This is a genomic window from Nocardiopsis ganjiahuensis DSM 45031, from assembly GCF_000341085.1.
Classification (GTDB): Bacteria; Actinomycetota; Actinomycetes; order Streptosporangiales; family Streptosporangiaceae; genus Nocardiopsis; species Nocardiopsis ganjiahuensis.
In genome coordinates, this window is the sequence record NZ_ANBA01000014.1 from 378,684 (window position 1) to 396,616 (window position 17,933).

15 protein-coding genes and 2 pseudogenes are annotated in these 17,933 nt (G+C 67.0%); 6 read left to right on the forward strand and 11 right to left on the reverse strand.

Annotated elements, in window-relative coordinates; genetic code table 11:
* Positions 1–50 precede the first annotated feature (50 nt).
* The 8 genes from D458_RS0121410 to D458_RS0121445 form a co-directional block, all read right to left on the reverse strand.
* Complete coding sequence (locus tag D458_RS0121410) at positions 51–965, reverse strand: NADP-dependent oxidoreductase (protein WP_026119548.1); 915 nt, start codon at positions 963–965, stop codon at positions 51–53.
* Positions 966–1,162: 197 nt separating this feature from the next.
* Positions 1,163–1,621, reverse strand: a complete 459-nt coding sequence (locus tag D458_RS0121415) for a nuclear transport factor 2 family protein (RefSeq protein ID WP_017588790.1) — start codon at positions 1,619–1,621, stop codon at positions 1,163–1,165.
* A gap of 32 nt (positions 1,622–1,653) precedes the next feature.
* A complete protein-coding gene (locus D458_RS34930; protein ID WP_160168064.1) occupies positions 1,654–2,229 on the reverse strand; it encodes a hypothetical protein in 576 nt (191 codons plus the stop codon).
* Positions 2,230–2,348: 119 nt separating this feature from the next.
* On the reverse strand, positions 2,349–3,086 hold the full coding sequence (locus D458_RS0121425) for an SDR family NAD(P)-dependent oxidoreductase (protein WP_017588792.1): 738 nt from the start codon (positions 3,084–3,086) through the stop codon (positions 2,349–2,351).
* Positions 3,083–4,066, reverse strand: coding sequence for a 3-hydroxyacyl-CoA dehydrogenase NAD-binding domain-containing protein (locus tag D458_RS0121430; protein ID WP_017588793.1), 984 nt, complete (start codon positions 4,064–4,066; stop codon positions 3,083–3,085). Before D458_RS0121430 ends, D458_RS0121425 begins: the two co-directional genes overlap by 4 nt.
* 13 nt (positions 4,067–4,079) lie before the next feature.
* Positions 4,080–5,144 (reverse strand): LLM class flavin-dependent oxidoreductase, encoded by a 1,065-nt coding sequence (locus tag D458_RS0121435; RefSeq protein WP_017588794.1) that lies wholly within the window; start codon positions 5,142–5,144, stop codon positions 4,080–4,082.
* A gap of 68 nt (positions 5,145–5,212) precedes the next feature.
* Positions 5,213–6,334, reverse strand: a complete 1,122-nt coding sequence (locus D458_RS0121440) for an acyl-CoA dehydrogenase family protein (RefSeq protein WP_017588795.1) — start codon at positions 6,332–6,334, stop codon at positions 5,213–5,215.
* A gap of 48 nt (positions 6,335–6,382) precedes the next feature.
* On the reverse strand, positions 6,383–7,315 hold the full coding sequence (locus D458_RS0121445) for an MBL fold metallo-hydrolase (protein ID WP_040702610.1): 933 nt from the start codon (positions 7,313–7,315) through the stop codon (positions 6,383–6,385).
* Between the two features lie 1,266 nt (positions 7,316–8,581).
* Between D458_RS0121445 and D458_RS33940 the strand changes: the two genes are divergently transcribed.
* Both D458_RS33940 and D458_RS37660 read left to right on the forward strand, forming a co-directional pair.
* Positions 8,582–9,325 carry a response regulator transcription factor gene (locus tag D458_RS33940; RefSeq protein WP_239648030.1) on the forward strand — a complete coding sequence of 248 codons (744 nt, stop codon included), beginning with the start codon at positions 8,582–8,584 and terminating at the stop codon, positions 9,323–9,325.
* A 164-nt stretch (positions 9,326–9,489) separates the two neighbouring features.
* Positions 9,490–9,629 (forward strand): annotated as a pseudogene (locus D458_RS37660) (site-specific integrase); the annotation flags it as partial.
* On the opposite strand, the pseudogene D458_RS35695 reads toward D458_RS37660, so the two are convergent.
* A pseudogene (locus D458_RS35695) lies at positions 9,610–10,111 on the reverse strand (transposase). The pseudogenes D458_RS37660 and D458_RS35695 overlap by 20 nt on opposite strands.
* 252 nt (positions 10,112–10,363) lie before the next feature.
* Here D458_RS35695 and D458_RS37665 point away from each other — a divergent pair.
* Positions 10,364–10,561: a hypothetical protein gene (locus D458_RS37665; protein ID WP_193374640.1), complete on the forward strand. Its 198-nt coding sequence runs from the start codon at positions 10,364–10,366 to the stop codon at positions 10,559–10,561.
* A 132-nt stretch (positions 10,562–10,693) separates the two neighbouring features.
* Here D458_RS37665 and D458_RS0121465 read toward each other — a convergent pair whose 3' ends face one another.
* Positions 10,694–12,070, reverse strand: a complete 1,377-nt coding sequence (locus D458_RS0121465; RefSeq protein ID WP_026119550.1) for a nucleobase:cation symporter-2 family protein — start codon at positions 12,068–12,070, stop codon at positions 10,694–10,696.
* 448 nt (positions 12,071–12,518) lie between these two features.
* On the opposite strand from D458_RS0121465, the gene D458_RS0121470 reads away from it, so the two are divergent.
* Both D458_RS0121470 and D458_RS0121475 read left to right on the forward strand, forming a co-directional pair.
* The gene (locus D458_RS0121470; RefSeq protein WP_017588802.1) at positions 12,519–13,724 is read left to right on the forward strand and encodes a winged helix DNA-binding domain-containing protein; all 1,206 of its coding nucleotides are present in this window, start codon (positions 12,519–12,521) and stop codon (positions 13,722–13,724) included.
* Positions 13,725–14,203: 479 nt separating this feature from the next.
* On the forward strand, positions 14,204–14,926 hold the full coding sequence (locus D458_RS0121475; protein WP_017588803.1) for a hypothetical protein: 723 nt from the start codon (positions 14,204–14,206) through the stop codon (positions 14,924–14,926).
* Positions 14,927–15,118: 192 nt separating this feature from the next.
* On the opposite strand, the gene D458_RS0121480 is transcribed toward D458_RS0121475, so the two are convergent.
* Positions 15,119–16,804 (reverse strand): ABC-F family ATP-binding cassette domain-containing protein, encoded by a 1,686-nt coding sequence (locus D458_RS0121480; protein WP_017588804.1) that lies wholly within the window; start codon positions 16,802–16,804, stop codon positions 15,119–15,121.
* A gap of 302 nt (positions 16,805–17,106) precedes the next feature.
* On the opposite strand from D458_RS0121480, the gene D458_RS0121485 reads away from it, so the two are divergent.
* Positions 17,107–17,933: trehalase-like domain-containing protein (locus tag D458_RS0121485; RefSeq protein ID WP_040702611.1), on the forward strand; the 827-nt coding region annotated here is incomplete at its 3' end.

Genomic DNA, 17,933 nt, shown 5'->3' on the forward strand with positions numbered 1-17,933 from the left:
CGGCTGCCCGGGCCGTACCGGACCGGTGCGGCCCGGGCATCGGATGCAGGTCAGTCGAGAGTGAGGACGACCTTGCCGCGGCCATGGCCGGACTCGACGTTCCGGTGCGCTTCAGCGGCCCTTGCCAAGGGATAGGTGGCGCGGACGAGGATGCGCAGACCACCTTCGGTGTACAGGTTCACGAGATCGGTGAGGCGTTCGGTAGAGCGCTGGCTCCCGATCCACAGGGCGCCGAGTTTCTTGGCGGCCTCCGGCGCGGCGATCGTGCCCACACGGTCAGGGTCCTGGACGAGGTCCAAAGCGGCCTTCAGACCTGCCTCGTTCGCCGCGTCCAAGGCGGCGTCCACACCGTTCGGGGCCACGTCGCGGATCCGATCGGCCAGTCCGTCGCCGTAGGTGACCGGGATGGCTCCCAGCGACCGCAGGTAGTCGTGGTTGGCCTCGCTGGCGGTACCGATGACAGTGGCTCCGCAGCGGCGCGCCAACTGGACGGCGATCGTGCCCACACCCCCCGCGGCGCCGTTGATCAGGAAGGTTTCACCAGCCGCCACCTTGAGCGCTCCGACGGCGGTGTGGGCGGCTTGCCCAGCGCCGGAAAGGCCGCCGGCGACATCCCAGGGCATGGAGGCGGGCTTGGCGACGATTTGGTCGGTGGGAACGACCGTGTACTGGGCGTAGGTCCACTGTGTCCGGAATCCCAAGACCTGGTCTCCGACGCGGAAATCGGTCACACCTTGGCCCACCGCGTCGACGACCCCGGCGAATTCCCCGCCGGTGACGTGTGGAAACACGATCTCCAGCCCCGGTGGCCTGCGGCGCCCGGACCGGATAGCGCAGTCAATGGGCTGCACTCCGGCGGCCAGTACTCGCACCCGAACCTCTCCAGGGGCAGCATCGGGTGTGGGGAGTTCCGTTTCCCTGAGTACCTCGGGTTCACCGAACTCCTGGAAAGCTGCTGCTTTCATGACCTGTCCATCCTAGATAGTGGATGGCCCTCCGCCTCGGTCACGGCGGAGGACCCTCGCATCACACTCTGGAACCTAAAGCTCACTTGAGGTCAAGTGTTTCGGCGAACTCTTTCCACGTCCGCCACATACACCCTGATCACACGGCACACCTTTGTATGTGACATACGCATCAGGGTCCGGGTTGCGGCATGCGATCACCGCTCGACGCCATCGTGCTGAAGCTCGCGGTGCCGCACGAGCCAGAGTTCGCCGGACCGGACGAGTTCATCGCGGCACACAACACTCGCGAAGATGTCGAGAGGTCCACCTCTCCCAGTCCGCATCGCCAGGGCGTAGGCCCGCGTGCGCAGAGTGCCGTCGGGCTGGGGGCGGACGTCGAGCATGGCGAGCCAGTGGCGGAAGTCGATCTGTTCGGCCTCCAGCCGTTCGGCCCGGGCTCGGCAAGACGCGGCGATGGCCTCACGTCCGTGCAGCGGGTCGATTCGGCTGGCCTCTTCGAAAACCGCCTCTTCGGTGAAGGTGGCGGCCCATTCCTCAGGAAATCGGTCGTCGATCAACCCCATCTGGCGGGCGTAGAACTGCTGCACTTGGGTGTAGAGCTCAGCGGACACAAAGCTGTCAGTGCGCATGGCGTCGGTGGTCGGGGTATTCATCAGTGGGTTCCTCCGGGGATGTACACGGTCGATCAGTACGAGACGGTCGTCGTGCTCAGCGTGACGGGATGTGCCGGGTCCGGGTAGCACCGGGCGGGGCTGAACTGCTGCGTAGCGGGGTCCAGGGACCACAGCTCGATGCCGGGGTCGTCGAATCCGGTCCCAGCCGCAAAGGAGCTGAACTCCCCTGCGCCGGGGGCCGCCACCGTCGCGGTGATGGTGGGAAGCTCGAAGGTCTGGCCTCCGTAGAAGGGGCCACTTGCGGTGAGGTAGATGCGCTCTCCAGTCACCTCGACGGTTTGGACAGAGTTGTCCAGACCGCTTCCCTCCGACAGTTCGACGCTGACCAGTTCCGTGTCCGGGGGCAGGAGAACGGAGACGGTGACGTCGCGGACCTCCTGTTGGTACTCGGGGTTGAGGGTGAACGCCTCAGGGGCAAACGAGAGGTCGAACACGCCCCCGGGAGACGCTTCGTCGGGAGCGTCGGTGTCCCACGTGCGAGTGCTCTCGTAGGAGAGCTGCTCGCCGTCACGGTGGGCCTGGCAGAGGTAGGGGACGGAGATCAGCGCGGCCTCTGCCGTACTGACCAGCAGTACGGGGGCTGCCAAGGCCGTACACGCGAGCACGGACGCGCGAGATGTCCAGCGGTTCATCGAGGGGTGCATGGTGTCTCCTCAGTGAAGGACTCGGGAGGAAGAAGGCTCAGAAAGGGGTACCGTGCTCGGGATCACCACAAGAGGCCGCCGTTGACCTCCAAGACAGCGCCGTTGACGTAGGAGCTGTCGTCCCCGGCCAGAAACAGGGCAGCCGAGGCGACCTCCTCGCCCAGCCCCATCCGCTCCGAGGCGAGTTTCGGCCGATACCTGTCCCACACGGCGGCGTTGCCGCGCAGTTGAACGCCCATGCCCTCATCGATGAATCCGGGCGCGAGGCAGTTCGCAGTGGTGTTCTGGGACGCGAGCTCCAGTGCGAGGGTCCGGGTGAGGGCCTCCACCGCCGCCTTACTGGCGCCGTAGGCCGATGCCCCCGGGACAAGCCGACTGCCCAGTACCGACGACATGGTGATCAGTCGGCCGGAGCCGCTCGCCGTCAGGTGGGGGATCGCGGCCTGGGCACAGTGGAAGACACCGGTGACGTTGGTGCGCAGGACCTCCTCCCAGTGCTCGGGAGGGAGCTTGTCCACCGTTCCAGGGCGGCTGACCCCGGCGTTGGCCACGACGATGTCTAGGGAGCCCCAGCGGTCGGCGGCCGCATCCATGAGCCGCCGTGGCGAGTCCGGGGCACCCACGTCCACGTTGTGGAAGAACGCTTCGGCTCCAGGGACATCCTCGGGGGCGGACCAGTCACCCCGGGACCGCGAGGCCACGACCACTCGCGCGCCCTCCCGTAGAAAGGCATCCGCGATCGCGCGTCCGAGCCCGCGGGTCCCACCAGTGACGACGGCCGTCTTGTTCTCGAGCCTCACGCGGAAGCCACCTCCTCCGGCCCGTCCGGGAGACGTTCCGCGGCAGGGGCCAGTGCCTTCAACACCGCGGACTGCAGGTTGTCGCGCTCACGGACCAGGTCGGGGTAGGAACGATCCCCGAAGGCCTCGTCAGCCTGCGCGACCAGCATCGAGATGGTCTCCTCGTCCATGGACGGCGACCCGAGGAGTTCCCATCCGCGGTCGAGGTTGGCGCCCAAGGTGGCGAGCCATGCTCGCAGACCACCAGGACCGCCTCCGAGGTGGAAAGCTCGAAAGGGGCCAGTAGTCGCCCACCGCAGTCCGATGGAATGGGTGACGATATCGTCGAGTTCGGCGACGGTCACCACGCCTTCGCGCACCAGGTGCACGCTTTCGCGCAGGAGAGCGGACTGCAGCCGGTTGGCGGCGAACGCCACGATCGGCTTGCGCAGGAGAACGGGGGCCCGGCCGACCGAACGGTAGAAGTCCATCGTCCGGTCGACCGCCTCGGACGTAGTGTTCTCGCCCGCTACGACCTCGACCAAAGGCACAACGTGCGGTGGGTTGAAGGGGTGTCCCACCACGAGGTTGGACGGGTACCGCATTCGCGCCCCCAGTGCGTCGGGGTCGAACGTGGATGTGGAGGACAGCAACAGGGCGTCGGGAGGGGCGGCCTCACCGATGCGGGCGAACAGGTCCTGTTTGAGTTCCAACCGCTCGGGTGCGTTCTCGACGACCACGTCGGTGTTGGCCACGGCCCTGTCGATGTCGGGTTCGAAGGACAACAGCGGCGCGAACTCGTCCGGAGACAGGGTGCCCTCGGGCAGGTGGGGGGCGTACAGGGCCACCCCTTCACGGACGAGTTCGGGGGCCTTCTCGCGCCTGCTGTTCACCGTCACACTCAGCCCGTGACCGAGGAACAGGGTGATCCAGCCGAGCCCGATGGTGCCGGCTCCGATGACTGTGACTTTCGGGGGCCGTGTTTCGTTTTGAGCGTTCATGTCCGACCTCCCTTCACACGTGGTGGAGCTTCGGGATGACGTCCTCGGCCATCAACCGCATGGTGGTGGCGGCATCCTCGAAGGAGAGATGGCCCGAGTGCACGCCCAGGCTGATGACGATGTCGTCGCCGAACCAGGCGGCGATGTCTTCCAGTTGCCCGCGTACCTGGTCGGGGCCGCCGATCAGGAGCTTGCCCGCGGACATCTTGTCCTCGAAGTGGGAGCGGCGAGTGGCCTCGAAGATCTTGTCGTAGCCGGGGTAGGCACTGCTGGTGGTCGTCGACCAGGACGCCACCGCGGTATGGATCGCCTCGGTGTTGCGGTCGTCGTCGAACCGGCCTTTGTCCCGTGCGGCCGCCGCATCGGGGGCGACGACACACGGGTAGCTGAAATGGATCTGCTCGCTACCGGGCGCGTGCCCCGCTGCTGCCCTCTCCGACCGGAAAAGGCTCATCCGGTCCTGTAGCTCTTCGGTGGACATCACGTTGGGCACCGTTTGCAAGTGGTGCCCGTTGCGTCCTGCCGCGGCACAGGACTCCGCGCTGCGAGCGGTGGTGACGAAGACCGGTGGGTGGGGTTCCTGCACGGGGCGGGGGAGGAGGGTGACCGGGCCGAAGCGGTGGAACCGCCCCTCGAAGACCACGTCCTCCTCCGACCACAACCGTTTGAGAGCCTCCACCCCCTCGTCGAAGCGGGCCTGGCTCTCGTCCAAGGGGATCTCGAACGCTTCGAACTCGTCGGGGAGGAAAGCTCTACCGAGGGCGGCGTCGACCCGTCCGCGAGAGATGTTGTCGAGCATCGCGAACTTGCCCGCGAGCTTGACCGGGTGCTGGAAGGCAGGGATGGTGGCGCTCGTCCCCAGCCTGATGTGGCGCGTACGGCCCGCCGCAGCCGATAGGAATGTGAGCGGATCCGGGCTGTAGCCGCCGTAGGGGAAGAAGTAGTGTTCCACCATCTTCACGTGGAGGAAGCCGAGCTCTTCGGCGAGGTCGACCAGTCGCAGACATTCGTCGAAATACTGTACCGACGGTTTGTCGGCTGGACCGACCGTTGGAAAGAAGACAATTCCGAACTTCATCTCGCTCCTTGGTTCAAGGGACAGGGATCGGTGTGTGCTGAGCGGATGTGCCGTTGAAGGCAACCGGATCAGTGGTGGGAGGACTCGGCCAGCAGGTGCCGGCCGTAGTCGACTCCGGAGGACTCGAAGCGCAGAGCGACATGGCCGGCCAATCCGTGGACGTCACGCCACACGCGCTGGAGGGGGAGAGACGAGGACTGGCCGGCGCTCCCGACACTCCTGTAGATGCGCTCGACCACGTCCACTAGGCGCCTCACCGCCAATGCGCAGTCGACGGGATTGCGCAGGACCGAATCGATCGGACCGGCCTCGGCATCAGCGCCGCGTGCCACGCGGTCGAGCAGGAGACTTGCGGCGTCGATGGTGGTCGCCAAACTCGCGGCGGTGAGCGGCGTGGCGGTGTCAGTGCTGTCGGCCCCGGCAGTGGCACGGGTACGCCACAGACCGAAAGCGGTCCGGGCGGCACCCAGTGCGGGGGCGGCGAACAACAGGCCGCTGATCGCGCGCAGTGGCACTGTGTGGCACCGCGCGGTCGAATCGCAGCTCCGTCCATGCAGCATGTCATCGCGACGGAACCCCCGGTGAGCAGGGACGTGGACGTCGTCGGCGACCAGGGTGTTGCTACCGGTGCCCCGCATCCCGACCGGGTCCCATGTGTCAAGGATCGCGTAGTCGGACCTCGGTAGGGCGAAGAACCACAACGGGAACTCTTCGTCCTCCGGCACGCGGGCGCAGACCAGGGACCAGTCGGAGAAGTCGACCGCACTGGTGAAGTCCCACGATCCGGATAGACGCCAACCCCCGCCGGTGCGGTGAGCGGTTCCCCGAGGGACTAGCGCTCCGGAGACAACGGTGTTCGGCCCCTGCTTCCATAGCTCCTCCTGCCCTTCAAGAGGCAGGTAGGCGCCCATGCGTGCGGCACCGGCGATCACGGAGGAGCACCAAGCCGCCGAAGTACACGCCTCCGCGACCATCGACACTGCCTCTGACAGGTCGGAGCAGGTGCCTGCGGCTCCTCCCCACCGCTCGGGAACGAAGTGTCGGGCGAAGCCCGCCCCGACGATCGCCTCGACGGCTGAGGGCGAGAGCCGCCTCTCACGGTCCGCCTCTACCGCGTACTCGGCGGTGGTCGCGACGGCCTTGTCCACCTGAGTGTGCAACTGGTGTCGACCGAGGGACGGCGGTGACATGGGTTTCTCCTGACTTTCGGATGTGGCTTGGGGCAGGCCGACCGGGTCTCAAGCCCGGCATCGGGGCAGTCGTCCGTGGAACTCGACCATTTCCCCGAACAGCGTCTCGACGTCGAGGGGATGTCCTGGCGCGTCTCCTAGCAGTTCGGCATAGGCACGGTGGAGGTTGGGTACCAGACGCTCTCCGTCGAGGAGGTCCGCGTAGGCGTCGAGGTCGGCGGAACGGGCGGTCTCCAGAGGGGACCGCCCCGCCGTGATGCCCTCGGCCGCGAGTCGTTGGACCGTCCTCAGGTATCCGGCGGTCTCATCGAGCACTTGAGGGCCGGAGGTGGGACCGTGACCTGTCACGACGACAGTCGGGTCGAGATCGCGGAGCAGTCCGAGGACCGCGATGGAGCCCGACACCGAGCCTGTGAGGCAGAAGGGCGCCACACCCGACATCGCCACGTCACCGGTGAACAGGACCCGCTGCTCGGGCAGCCATACGACGGTGTCATTCGTCGTGTGGGCCACGCCCAGATGGAGGAGCTCCACACGCACTCCACCCACATGGAGGGTCATACGGTCGGGAAAGGTGATCGTGGGGAGCCGGACCCCCACGGCCCCCCAGCGAACGTCTGGCCACAGACCGGTCAGGTGCAGGCCGGCCTTGTCCATCTCCGACCTGGTTGCCTCATGGGCGATGAGTACGGCTTCGGCGGCGAAGAAGCCGTTACCGAAGGTGTGATCCCCGTGCGGATGTGTGTTCACTAGGTAGCGGGGAGCGGTGGACGAGATCCGACCGACAGCCTCCCGCAGTGCGAGTGCACGTGTCTCGGTCGCCGCCGTATCCACGAGTGCGCATTCCCCGTCTCCCACGATGAGGCCGGCGTTGTTGAGGCACCATCCGCCATCGGGCTGAACGTAGGCGAAAACTCCGTCGGCGACTTCGTACATTCTGGCGTCGGAGTCGGGGGGAGTCGCGGGAGGTGCTGATCTCATTGGTGCTCCTGCTCAGTGGACTCAAAGAACTCACAACGGTGTGCGTGTACTTCCGCATCGGAGGCGAACCCCATCTTTGTCGGGGGGTGTGCTTTCACTCAAGAAGTTTCGAGTCATGTGTCAGTGAGTGAATGCAAGGAATGTTCGGCCAAGTTAAGCAAGGGCCAGGAAAACGTCAGATCGGTGTCAATGAAGCGCGAATCAACACCATGTCCACAAGGCCTGGCAGGACCCGAAGTCCCTTTCAAGAGGGCGTGGGATCCGGCACACCCCTGTTCGGAGACTTCGGGAATCCGCTCTTTTCGTGCAGGTGAACCAGTGTGAGCAGGCCCCGTCCGCCGGGGCAGGACCGCCGTCGGCGACGGGAGACCAGTGGCAGCACAGTCGGGGCCGGGGGCGAATGGCCAGGCCCAGGGGGCGGCGTGGAGTCGATGGGCCAGTGCGGTAGAACACCTCAGTGCTCTTGGGATTCAGGCCTTCGTTCCCGTCGCCCCGCCGTGCAGGGACTTATCGCAGAAACATCACATCATAGGATGATCGGTTTTGTTGTGAAGGATTGTGAAAAAAATGTATGTAAGCGCTTGCACAGGTCAATACCCGGTGGTGTCGCCATCGCCCTGGAGCCTCCCGGAGAATCTCTGTCCGTGCTTGCCTTGGAAGTTTCGATTCGCTAGCGTGCGACGTGCTGAAGCTCGGGTGCTTCAGTGTTTATTTGTGATAGGGCAGCTGGGAGTGTGGACGGGAACTTAGAAGGAGGTGGCGCCGCAGGTTGCAGTTTCAATGCTTCCATGGTTCGCAGAGGCGCGGATGAATAAACGGGTTTTAATCTATAAGAAATATCTACCCTTGCTTTTGTGCGGACGCGAGGTCCAAGAGAAGTCGTCCGGTGTTCCCCTTTGTGGGCCACGGTCGGGCGCTGTGCGAATCGGTGGAGAACACCAGCGGCCCTCTGGTCGCGGTCAGCCCTGCGTGGCGTTTCATCCCAGAGTGCCGATCCCAGGCCTGCGACGTGCGTGTCGGCGCGATCGGCCTTCTTCTTCCGGGGCGGGGTCGACGTGAGCCGGGCCTGGCAGCCCACCATAGTGACCGAGGCCGGACGGGCCGTCCTCACCGATGGTGTGGTCGGCTTCCCATCGGCCGATGGTCCGGAGCCCTTCGGCTCCGGCGAGCCGAGCGCCATTTCATCGAACTCCTCCAGGGCGACGTTGGTAAATTTGCGGACCTTCTTTCTGAAGTGGGAAAATGACTGCCGATGGGAGCATCGTAGTGGAAACCCAGGAACCGGTCTCATTCCAGATGGAATGGGCCGCATCCAGGCTGGAGAAGCCGGGCTTACAGAATGAATCTCTCTTTCCTTGGAACCTCCTTGTCGTCGATCATAAAACGACTGATGCCCGTACCCTTATGGATGCCCTGCGGCGCCACGGGCACACCGTCCATCATGCCGATACGGGAAAATCGGCATTGGACTCCAGTGGGGCATATGACTTGGTGATTCTCGATCTTGACTTACCTGATCTGGACGGCCTGGAAGTGTGCCAAGCCATTCGTGCCACGAGCATGGTTCCGATCATCGTGGTGACGGCGCGGATCTCCGAACTCGATCGAGTCCTGGGGTTGCAGGCGGGCGCCGACGACTACATGCCCAAGCCCTGTCAAGTACACGAACTCATTGCGCGTATGGAGGCCATCATGCGCAGAGTCCGCCCCGTGGTCCCGGACTCTCCGGTCATCATCCACGGGCCTTTGGAGATCGACATCGCCTCTCGTCGGGTATTACTCAACGCAATCCCTGTCAACCTTACTCCGAAGGAATTCGACCTTCTCAGGGTGCTCGCATCGCAGCCGGGGAAGGTCGTATCGAGAAAGCAGCTTATGAATCAAGTGTGGGGTGATTCTTGGTCCCGTCGAACTATTGATACGCATGTGAGCAGTCTGCGTAAGAAGCTCGAAGGCAGCAGTTGGATCACTACTGTCCGCGGCGTCGGGTTCAAGTTCCGCTCCCGCTGAGCTCGACTCTGGCGGTGATCTTGAGATTCGGTGTCCTCTCAGGTGAGGGGCTAATACTCTCCGAAGCGGAAAACAACCCAGCCCCTCAAAGAACACTCGATGTCACTCGGCTCCCGACCCGCCACGACGATCCCACCGCTGACAGCTTTCGGTATCATCCGAGCGGCGGACTTCCACCGATCACGTTGTACGGGTTGCAGCACGGAGCCGCCTCGATGGTGTGTTGGCCGCAGGAACGGACGTGAAGGTGGTCTCGGCCGATCTGGGCCACCTCACTACCCATTTCACCCGAGACACCTACCGAGCTCACCTCGTTCGGTAAGTCTGCGGAAGCAAATCGACGTGCAGGCGATGCCGACGAAGGCCAGAAAGTGCTCGGCCGGTAGCGGTGGTGCGCGCGGCGGCATCCGGCCAGCCAGGCCATGGTGCGCTCGATCTGGCATCGATGCCTGCCTGGTCGCTGCGATGGCTCCACCCCTGTGCGGGCCGGGCGGTGCACACGACCCTCCGTTGCCGGAGCCGGCGGCGCAGGTGGTCGTAGTCGTAGCCCTTGTCGCCGTGTAGCTTGGCCCAGACCCTTGCCTGGGTCCACTCGGTGAAGCGCCGGTGAGCGGTGGCACCGGAGGGGCCGAACACCGGTGGGAGCAGGGCCCAGGTACAGCCGGACGTGGCCATGAAGATGATCGCGGCCAAGACTTGGTGGTCGCCGTGCGGAGGCATCTCGGGTACCACCTGCTGGAACAGTTCCCACAGCTCGTCCGGCACCAACCGTTCCACCATCGACACAGGAGCAGGTTGCTGAGAGCCCAAATGAGATGAGCTCTTAGTGGAGGGTGGCTCCGTCGGACCAACTTCCAGTACCGGTTCTGGCGTCCGGCATGGGATGGGGACTCTAACGAGCAGGCATGGATGCGGCAGCCGCTTGTTGAGGGGATCACGTTCCATGAAGCCGGTCGACACACTCATCGCACGTGGTTGGCCGAAGACGGGATTCCGGAGGTGGCGCGGGCCGCTCGATTGGGACACAAGCTCCCGGGGATGGCCCAGGTCTATGAGCATGTGACCCCTGTGATGCTGAAACAAGTACTCAGAGTGCTCGAAGCTCGGTGGGCGGGGAGCGTCAGCGCTCTGACCGAGGCGGAACGTGATCACCTCTTCGCGATGGCGCCCATGCTCGAAGAGCAGTACCGTGAAGACATCAATGATGAGCTCTCTTCGGAGCCCACTGGGAGCTGATCTCCCAAATATCTCCCATCCGGGAGATCAGCCCTTCAGTCAAAAGAATCAGAGCGACTTTCTGACCTGTGGTGATGTGGGTGAGTCGAGCTCGTGTGGTCTCTGCGGCACCTATGCCTGTCCCGAGCGGTTTCAGTCCGTCGGAGCGGGCTCGGACCGGCGCGCTCGATCGCCGAAGCCCAGGACGTTGAAGAACACGTTGAGCAGCAGCGCCGAGGCGGTGGCGGTGACGATGCCCGAGTGCAGGATCATCGTCGCCCACTCCGGGAAACCGGAGAAGAAGTCCAGTGAGGCGATCGACAGGACGCCGAACCCGAGCGAGACCGCCACGATGACCAGGTTCTGGTTGTCCTCGTAGTCGACCCGGCCCAGGGTCTGGATGCCGGCTGCCGCGACCGAGCCGAACAGCACGAGTCCGGCGCCGCCCAGGACGGGGGAGGGGATCATCGCCACGACCCGGCCCAGGATCGGGAACAGGCCCAGCGCGATGAGGAAGACCGCGCCCGCGGCCACCACGTAGCGGCTCTTCACCTTGTTCAGCGCGATCAGCCCGATGTTCTGGCTGAACGTGCTGCCCGGGAAGGAGTTCAGCAGCGGGCCGATGACCGCGGTGGCGGCGTCGGCGCGCAGGCCGTCGGCCAGGCGGCGGCCGTCGATCTTGCTGCCCACGACCGCGCCCACGGCCAGGATGTCGGCCATGCCCTCGGACAGGATGACGACCATCATGATGCACATCGTGATGATCGCGGCGATCTGGAACTCGGGCGGGCCGAAGTGGAAGGGCGTCGGCAGGGAGACGACCGGCCCTTCGGGGACGGAGGAGAAGTCCACCTCTCCGAGGGCGGCGGCGAGCAGGGTGCCCAGTACCAGGCCGAGGAGGATGGACGCCCGGCCCCATACGCCGCGCAGGACCTTGGACAGCACCAGGATGATCACCAGCGTCGCACCGCCCAGCAGCAGCCCCGTGTCGCTGGGTGCGCCGGTCTCGCTGTTGTCCGTGATCCAGCCGACCGCGACCGGGATCAGCGCGAGGCCCAGGACGGTGATCACGCTGCCGGTGACGACCGGGGGGAAGAACCGGATCAGGCCGGCCATGGCCGGTGCGATGAGGATGCCGAACAGCCCGGCCACGATGGAGGCACCGAAGACGGCGGGCAGCCCGCTGGCCCCGCCGATCGAGGTCATCGCGGTGATCGGGATGAACGAGGAGCCGATGACCAGCGGCATACGCATGCCGAACCGCCACACACCGAGCGTCTGGATGAGCGTCATCAGCCCGCTGACCAGCAGCGCGGCGCTGATGATGAGGCCGGTCTCCACCGGGTCCAGGCCCACCGCCGCGGCCATGATGAGCGGCGGAGTGACGACCCCGGCGTACAGCGCCAGGATGTGCTGGATCCCGTAGGTGACCATGAGCCGCAGCGGAGGCCGCTCGTCCTCGGGCCGCTCGCCGACGGCGGAGGTCCGGCCGTCGGAGGCGGAGTCGGTGCCGCCCGTGGGGGACTTCATCGTGGTGGTGCCTTCCGGTGTCGTTCGGTCGCGCCACCAGATCATCGGATGATCCGAACCGACATGCAAATTCGAAGCCTTAGCTTGGATGAACGCACGAATACCCAAGGGGAGGAGGGTGTGACTCTCCGAAATCGACCGTGGGTGAGCGTGGTCCCGGCTCCCGTCCCCGAAGCGTTCCGCATCGCCGTTCCCGAAAGCCTTCCGGCCCTTGCCGGGCTCCCCGGGCCGTTCCGGAAGTCCGCTCGGGGAACACTCCGCGACCGGCTCCCTACGTGACGAAGAACGCTCTGCGGCCACGCTCCGGATCGCCGTGGGGGACCCGGCGACCGGGAACGGAGGAGGAAGCGGCGCATGCTCCGAAGGACCACCGGAACCGGAGACGGCCGTGTGCCCGGTGCGGGCCACCGACCGGTCGCGTCCCGGGGGCGCGACCTAGAATGATCCGATGGCTGTCACGGTTTCGAGAGCCGACGTCATCGCGTTCCGCCTGGGCGCCCATCACCTCACCGAACGGGTGGGGGAGAGCGGGTTGCTCGATGCGGTCGGCCGGTGCGGGGTGCAGAACAGCCCGCCCGGGTCGGCGCTGCTCGCCCTGCACGCCAGGGCGCGGGGCCTCACCGCCGAACGCCTGGAGTGCGCGGTCGCCGAGGACAAGAGCCTGCTGCAGACCTGGAGCATGCGCGGATCTCCGTTCTACTTCCCGACCGCGGACGCCCCCGTGTTCACGGCCGGGGTACTGCCGCCCACCGAGTCCGCCGCGCGCCGCTTCGTCCTCGGCGCGGGCCCGGCGTTGGACCGGCTCGGGATGAGCCTGGCCGAGGCGGTCGAGCTGACCGCCGCCGAGATCGGTGACGTACTGGCCGGAGGCGGTCCGACCGGGGGCGGGCTCGCCATCAACGAGCTGGGTGCCGAGATCGCCCGGAGGATCGCCCGCACCCTGCCGACGGGGCGACGCGGGATCTGGGAGGCGGAGGGCCCCTACGCCCCGGGCCAGCCGCTCGGCGAGGGAGTCGTGCACTTCTGCGTCCGCGTCCTCACGCTGCGGGGCGCGGTGTGCTTCGCGCCGCGCGCCGGCAACAAGGCGCCCCTCGTCCTGGTCGACGAGTGGTTGGGCCATCCGATTCCGGACGTCGGTCCGGAGTCCGCGCGTGCCGAACTGCTCCGCCGCTACCTGCGCTGCTACGGGCCCTCGACGCGCGCGGCCTTCGCCGCCTGGCTGGGTGTCGGTACGGGCGACACCGGTCCCTGGTGGGACCCGGTCGAGGACGAGCTGACGGAGGTCGGGTTCGGCGGCACGTCGTGGATCCACACAGAGGACCTCGACGCACTGGGCTCGCCTCCGTCACCGAAGGGGGCGCGGCTGCTCCCTCCGGGCGATCCGTACACACAGATGCGCGACCGCGACACGATCGTCGACCGGGAGTACCGAGGCCAGGTGTGGAAGTCGGCGGGCGCGCCCGGCACCGTCCTGACCGACGGGGAGATCACCGGCGTCTGGCGTCCGCGCAAGAGCGGCCGGAAACTCAAGGTCACCCTCACACCGTTCGGTTCGTGGCCGGCCCAGGACAAGGACTCGCTGGCAGACGAGGCCGAGAGGATCGGGCCGTTGCGCGGCGCCTCGTCCGTGGACGTGGAGTTCCACATCCGCTGACCCGTGCGAAGAATGTTCGTCGGACCTACCCCCGCCCTCACCGTGCAGGTCTCCTGCCGGGGCACGCAGCAGGGTCGCGGCGCCCAGGACGGTTGGGATGCCGCATGGGGGTCTTTCCGGGTCCTATGTAATGTTTGCGGTTCCCAAGATCAGACCAGCCCAGGTCCGGGCGGTCGGGTTCGAGGGTCGGGTCCGTGCGGCCTGGAGCAGCCACCGGTTCTGACTGCCGAAAAACCATGGCAGCAGGGGATCTGGGGCCGTGTCTGCTAGGAATGGAGTGACTCCGTCCCGCGCCCGTGGAGTCCCTTCTACCGCCCGAGGGCCAGGCGCCCCCGGGCGCTTCCCCCATCCCCCGAAGAAGAAGGCCTCCCGGTATGACCTCTTTCCGACAGACCATCGGCGCACTGGCCCTGGCATTTCTTGTCCACCTCACTTCCTGCGGAGTCCTGAGTGATGTCGGAGAAACCGCGGAAACACAGGTGGAAGTCGAATCCGAGCCCACGGAGACCCCGGAGGCCACAGAGTCCGCCGAGTCGGCGGAACCCTCACCCGAACCCGGCAGCGCCGAGGACGCCCTGCCCTATCTCGAAGCTGTCGCGGTAGGACCTGCGGCGGCGACGGGGGAGGGACTCGTCCATGCCCGGGAGGGGTCTCCGGCCCATGGCTACCTTCAGTACCGGGCCGACAACGCCCAGGCGCTCCAGGACGTGGGCGAGGTGGTGGAACCCCTGGAGGTGGACGTGCGTGAGAACGACGCTCAGCTCTGCCAGCCTTCGGGGTGCGTGACCTTCGGCGCCTTCATGTACGAGGACGGCCTGCTGAGTGACTTCGAGGTCAACGGCAACACCGTCAGTGACAACTTCCACCCGGGAGGCGGCGAGTTCGAGGAGCAGGGGGCCACCGTCACGGTTGGCAGTAGCTACTACTCCAATGACAGCAATCACCTGGCGGTCATCCTCTACGTGGAAGCGGATGCCGAAACCTCTTTCGAGGTGACCATCGCCGACTACCGGGACCCGGCCGGGAACCTGGTGTTGGAGTCGCCCGGTACCTCAGCAGGCAACAAGGTGGTCGGAGCGGGCAGCTCCGGTGTGCTGCTGTACACCTACGCGGGGGCGGAGACCGGAGGTTCCCTGGAACTGACCCTGGAGTGTTTCCAAGGGTGCGAGGGCGCCATCAGCGGTGAACTACCCCTGAACTGAACCGTTCGGAGGCGGATCTACGTGCCGACCAGGGTCAGCGACCCTCGACCCAGGGCGGTACGCCGTGTGAAGCCCTCGCCCGGCCGTGCGGGACATTGTCCCGCACGGCCGTCGGGGCGCCCGTCCACTGGACTTCCCAGAAGCCTTGCCTGCTGGACACCTTTCCTCGAAGCCCCGTTCTCCGAACCGCCCCTACCTCGCCCGCTGGACCCGTCCCTCGTCCCACACCGGCTCGTCCGCCTCGTACACGCGCCCGTCCGCGCCGAACACCACGAACCGGTCGAAGCCCCGGGCGAACCAGCGGTCGTGCGTGACCGCCAGGATCGTGCCCTGGTAGGCGTCCAGCGCCGACTCCAGCGCCTCGGCCGAGACCACGTCCAGGTTGTCGGTGGGCTCGTCGAGCAACAGCATCGTGGCCCCCGACAGCTCCAGCAGCAGGACCTGGAACCGGGCCTGCTGGCCGCCGGAGAGGGTGTCGAACGGCTGCTCCGCGGAGAGCGCGAGCTCGTAGCGGTCCAGCGCCCGGCCCGCCTCCTCCCGGGGCACGCCCCTGCGGGTGCCCTGTCCGTTGTGCAGGATGTCGAGCAGCGTCCGACCGGTGAACTCCGGATGCTCGTGCGTCTGCGCGAACCACCCCGGCAGCACCCGGGCGCCCAGCCGGGCCCGTCCGGTGTGCGGCACCGGTGCGACACCGGCGCGTTCCTCCTCCGGTACCAGCGAGGACTCGGGGTCGTCGCCGCCCCCGGCGAGCAGCCGCAGGAAGTGCGACTTGCCCGAACCGTTGGAGCCCAGCACCGCGACCCGCTCGTCGTACCAGACCTCCAGGTCGAAGGGGCGCATCAGCCCGGTCAGCTCCAGGTCCCGGCACACCAGGGCGCGCTTGCCGGTGCGTCCGCCGCGCAGCCGCATCCGCAGGTTCTGCTCCCTGGGCTGCTGCTGGGGCGGCCCCGCGTCCTCGAACCGGCGCAGCCGGGTCCGCGCGGACTGGTAGCGCGTGGCCATGTCCGAGTTGTAGGACGCCTTCTGCTTGTACATCGCCACGAGCGCCTTGAGCTTGGCGTGCTCCTCGTCCCAGCGCTTGCGCAGCTCGTCCAGGCGGTCGAACCGCTCCCGCCGCGCCGCGTGGTAGGTGTCGAAGGCACCCCCGTGCACCCACACGCTGTTGCCCGCCGCACCCAGCTCCACGGTGATGATCCGGTCCGGAACCCGGCTCAGCAGTTCACGGTCGTGCGAGACGAACAGCACCGTCTTCGGAGTGGCGCGCAGAGCCTCCTCCAGCCAGCGCTTGCCGGGCACGTCCAGGTAGTTGTCCGGCTCGTCCAGCAGCAGCACCGGCGCGGGACCCCGCAGCAGCGCCTCGATGACCAGGCGTTTCTGCTCACCGCCGGAGAGCGTGCGCACCTCCCGCCACCGGCAGCGCTCGTAGGGCGTGCCCAGGGCCGCCATGCAGCACTGGTCCCACACGACCTCCGCCTCGTAACCGCCGGAGTCGCCGTAACGCGCGATCGCCTCGGCGTAGCGCATCTGCGTCCGCTCGTCCTCGGCGAGCATCATGGCCTGCTCGGCCGCCTCCAGGTCCGCGTGCGCTCCGCGTACCGCCCCGGGCGCGACCGACACGAGGAGTTCGTGCACGGTCGTGGCGTCCCGCACGTGTCCCACGAACTGGGGCATCACCCCCAGCTCTCCGTCCAGGGTGACCGCGCCCGACTGGGGCGGGAACTCACCGCGGACCAGGCGCAGCAGCGTGCTCTTGCCCGCGCCGTTGGCGCCCACGAGGGCGGTCTTGGATCCTTCGCCGACCCGGAACGACACCCCGTCCAGAAGCACCCTCCCGTCGGGCAGGGTGTGTGTCACCTGGTTGACGTCGACGTAACCCACGACTGCTCTTCTCTGCTGACCACGACTTCCCGCGCACGCTCACGCGGCGCGTCCGGTCAGCGTTCCACGGGGGTTCGGGCAGGGCAAAGGGTTTTCCCGGTCGGAGGACCGGGCCCGGAAGCGGGGCCGTGCCGTCCGGGACCTTAAGAGTTCCTTAGCTCACACCTAAGCTCCGGTGAAACGCGGTGTGCGGTGGTTCGTCCCTGTTCTAGGTTTTTCCCGCTGGTCGGTGACCAGCGAAAATCGGGCTGCCGGAGTCGACGTGGACCCCGGACCCGCCGGAAGCGGAGGAAGGTGGCGGGGTGACTCTCACACAGGGGGCAACGGGGTTCGACACGGCGCGGAGGAGCTGCTGCTCCGGCGCCGGGGAACCGGAGGAGCGCCCGATCCCGATCGAGCGCATGTCCATGCTGTCCAACCAGGCCTCCGTGGCGCTGCTGGGCCCGGACGCGCGCCTGCTGTGGTTCTGCCATCCCGAGCCGGACTCCAACGCCCTGTTCGCCGAGGTCCTGGGCGGTCCGCGGGCGGGTGTGTTCACCATCGCCCCGGCTCACGGCCGCATGCCGCTGGGCCAGCGCTACCTGCCCGGCACCATGACCGTGCGCACCCGGTGGTCGCGCCTGTCGGTGACCGACTACCTCGCCCAGGACACGTCCACCGCCCTCGCCGCCCCGACCGGAACCGCCCCCGGCCGCACCGACCTGGTCCGGGTGGTCGAGGGATCGACCCCCGTGACGGTGGAGTTCGCCCCGCGCCCCGACTTCGGGCGCGCCCCGGTCCGGATCATCGCCGAGGACGACGGGCTGCGGGTCCACGGCGCCGACTTCCCCCTGGTGCTGCGCTCCCCGGGCGTGGAGTGGCACGTCGGGACCGAGGACGGGCAGGACACCGCCCGGGCCGTACTCCATCCGGTTCAGGGCGAGCCGGTCGTGTTCGAGCTGCGCTGCGGCGCAGACACGCTGAACGCGCACCCCGACCCGGAGGCCGACCGCCGCGAGCACGCCGAACACGGGTGGTCCGGCTGGCTCTCACAGCTGTCCCTGCCCCGCACGCAGCAGGATCTGGTCGCCCGGTCCGCGTTGACGCTGCGCGGGTTGTGCACCCCCACCGGCGGGGTGATGGCCGCGGC

What these genes read in the sequence shown, in the direction of transcription:
- D458_RS0121410 (WP_026119548.1), bottom strand. Translation starts at nt 965, where the DNA reads ATGAAAGCAGCAGCTTTCCAGGAGTTCGGTGAACCCGAGGTACTCAGG.
- D458_RS0121470 (WP_017588802.1), top strand. Translation starts at nt 12,519, where the DNA reads ATGGCTGTCACGGTTTCGAGAGCCGACGTCATCGCGTTCCGCCTGGGC.
- D458_RS0121415 (WP_017588790.1), bottom strand. Translation starts at nt 1,621, where the DNA reads ATGAATACCCCGACCACCGACGCCATGCGCACTGACAGCTTTGTGTCC.
- D458_RS0121430 (WP_017588793.1), bottom strand. Translation starts at nt 4,066, where the DNA reads ATGAACGCTCAAAACGAAACACGGCCCCCGAAAGTCACAGTCATCGGA.
- D458_RS0121465 (WP_026119550.1), bottom strand. Translation starts at nt 12,070, where the DNA reads ATGAAGTCCCCCACGGGCGGCACCGACTCCGCCTCCGACGGCCGGACC.
- D458_RS0121440 (WP_017588795.1), bottom strand. Translation starts at nt 6,334, where the DNA reads ATGTCACCGCCGTCCCTCGGTCGACACCAGTTGCACACTCAGGTGGAC.
- D458_RS0121445 (WP_040702610.1), bottom strand. Translation starts at nt 7,315, where the DNA reads ATGAGATCAGCACCTCCCGCGACTCCCCCCGACTCCGACGCCAGAATG.
- D458_RS0121435 (WP_017588794.1), bottom strand. Translation starts at nt 5,144, where the DNA reads ATGAAGTTCGGAATTGTCTTCTTTCCAACGGTCGGTCCAGCCGACAAA.
- D458_RS37665 (WP_193374640.1), top strand. Translation starts at nt 10,364, where the DNA reads ATGGCCCAGGTCTATGAGCATGTGACCCCTGTGATGCTGAAACAAGTA.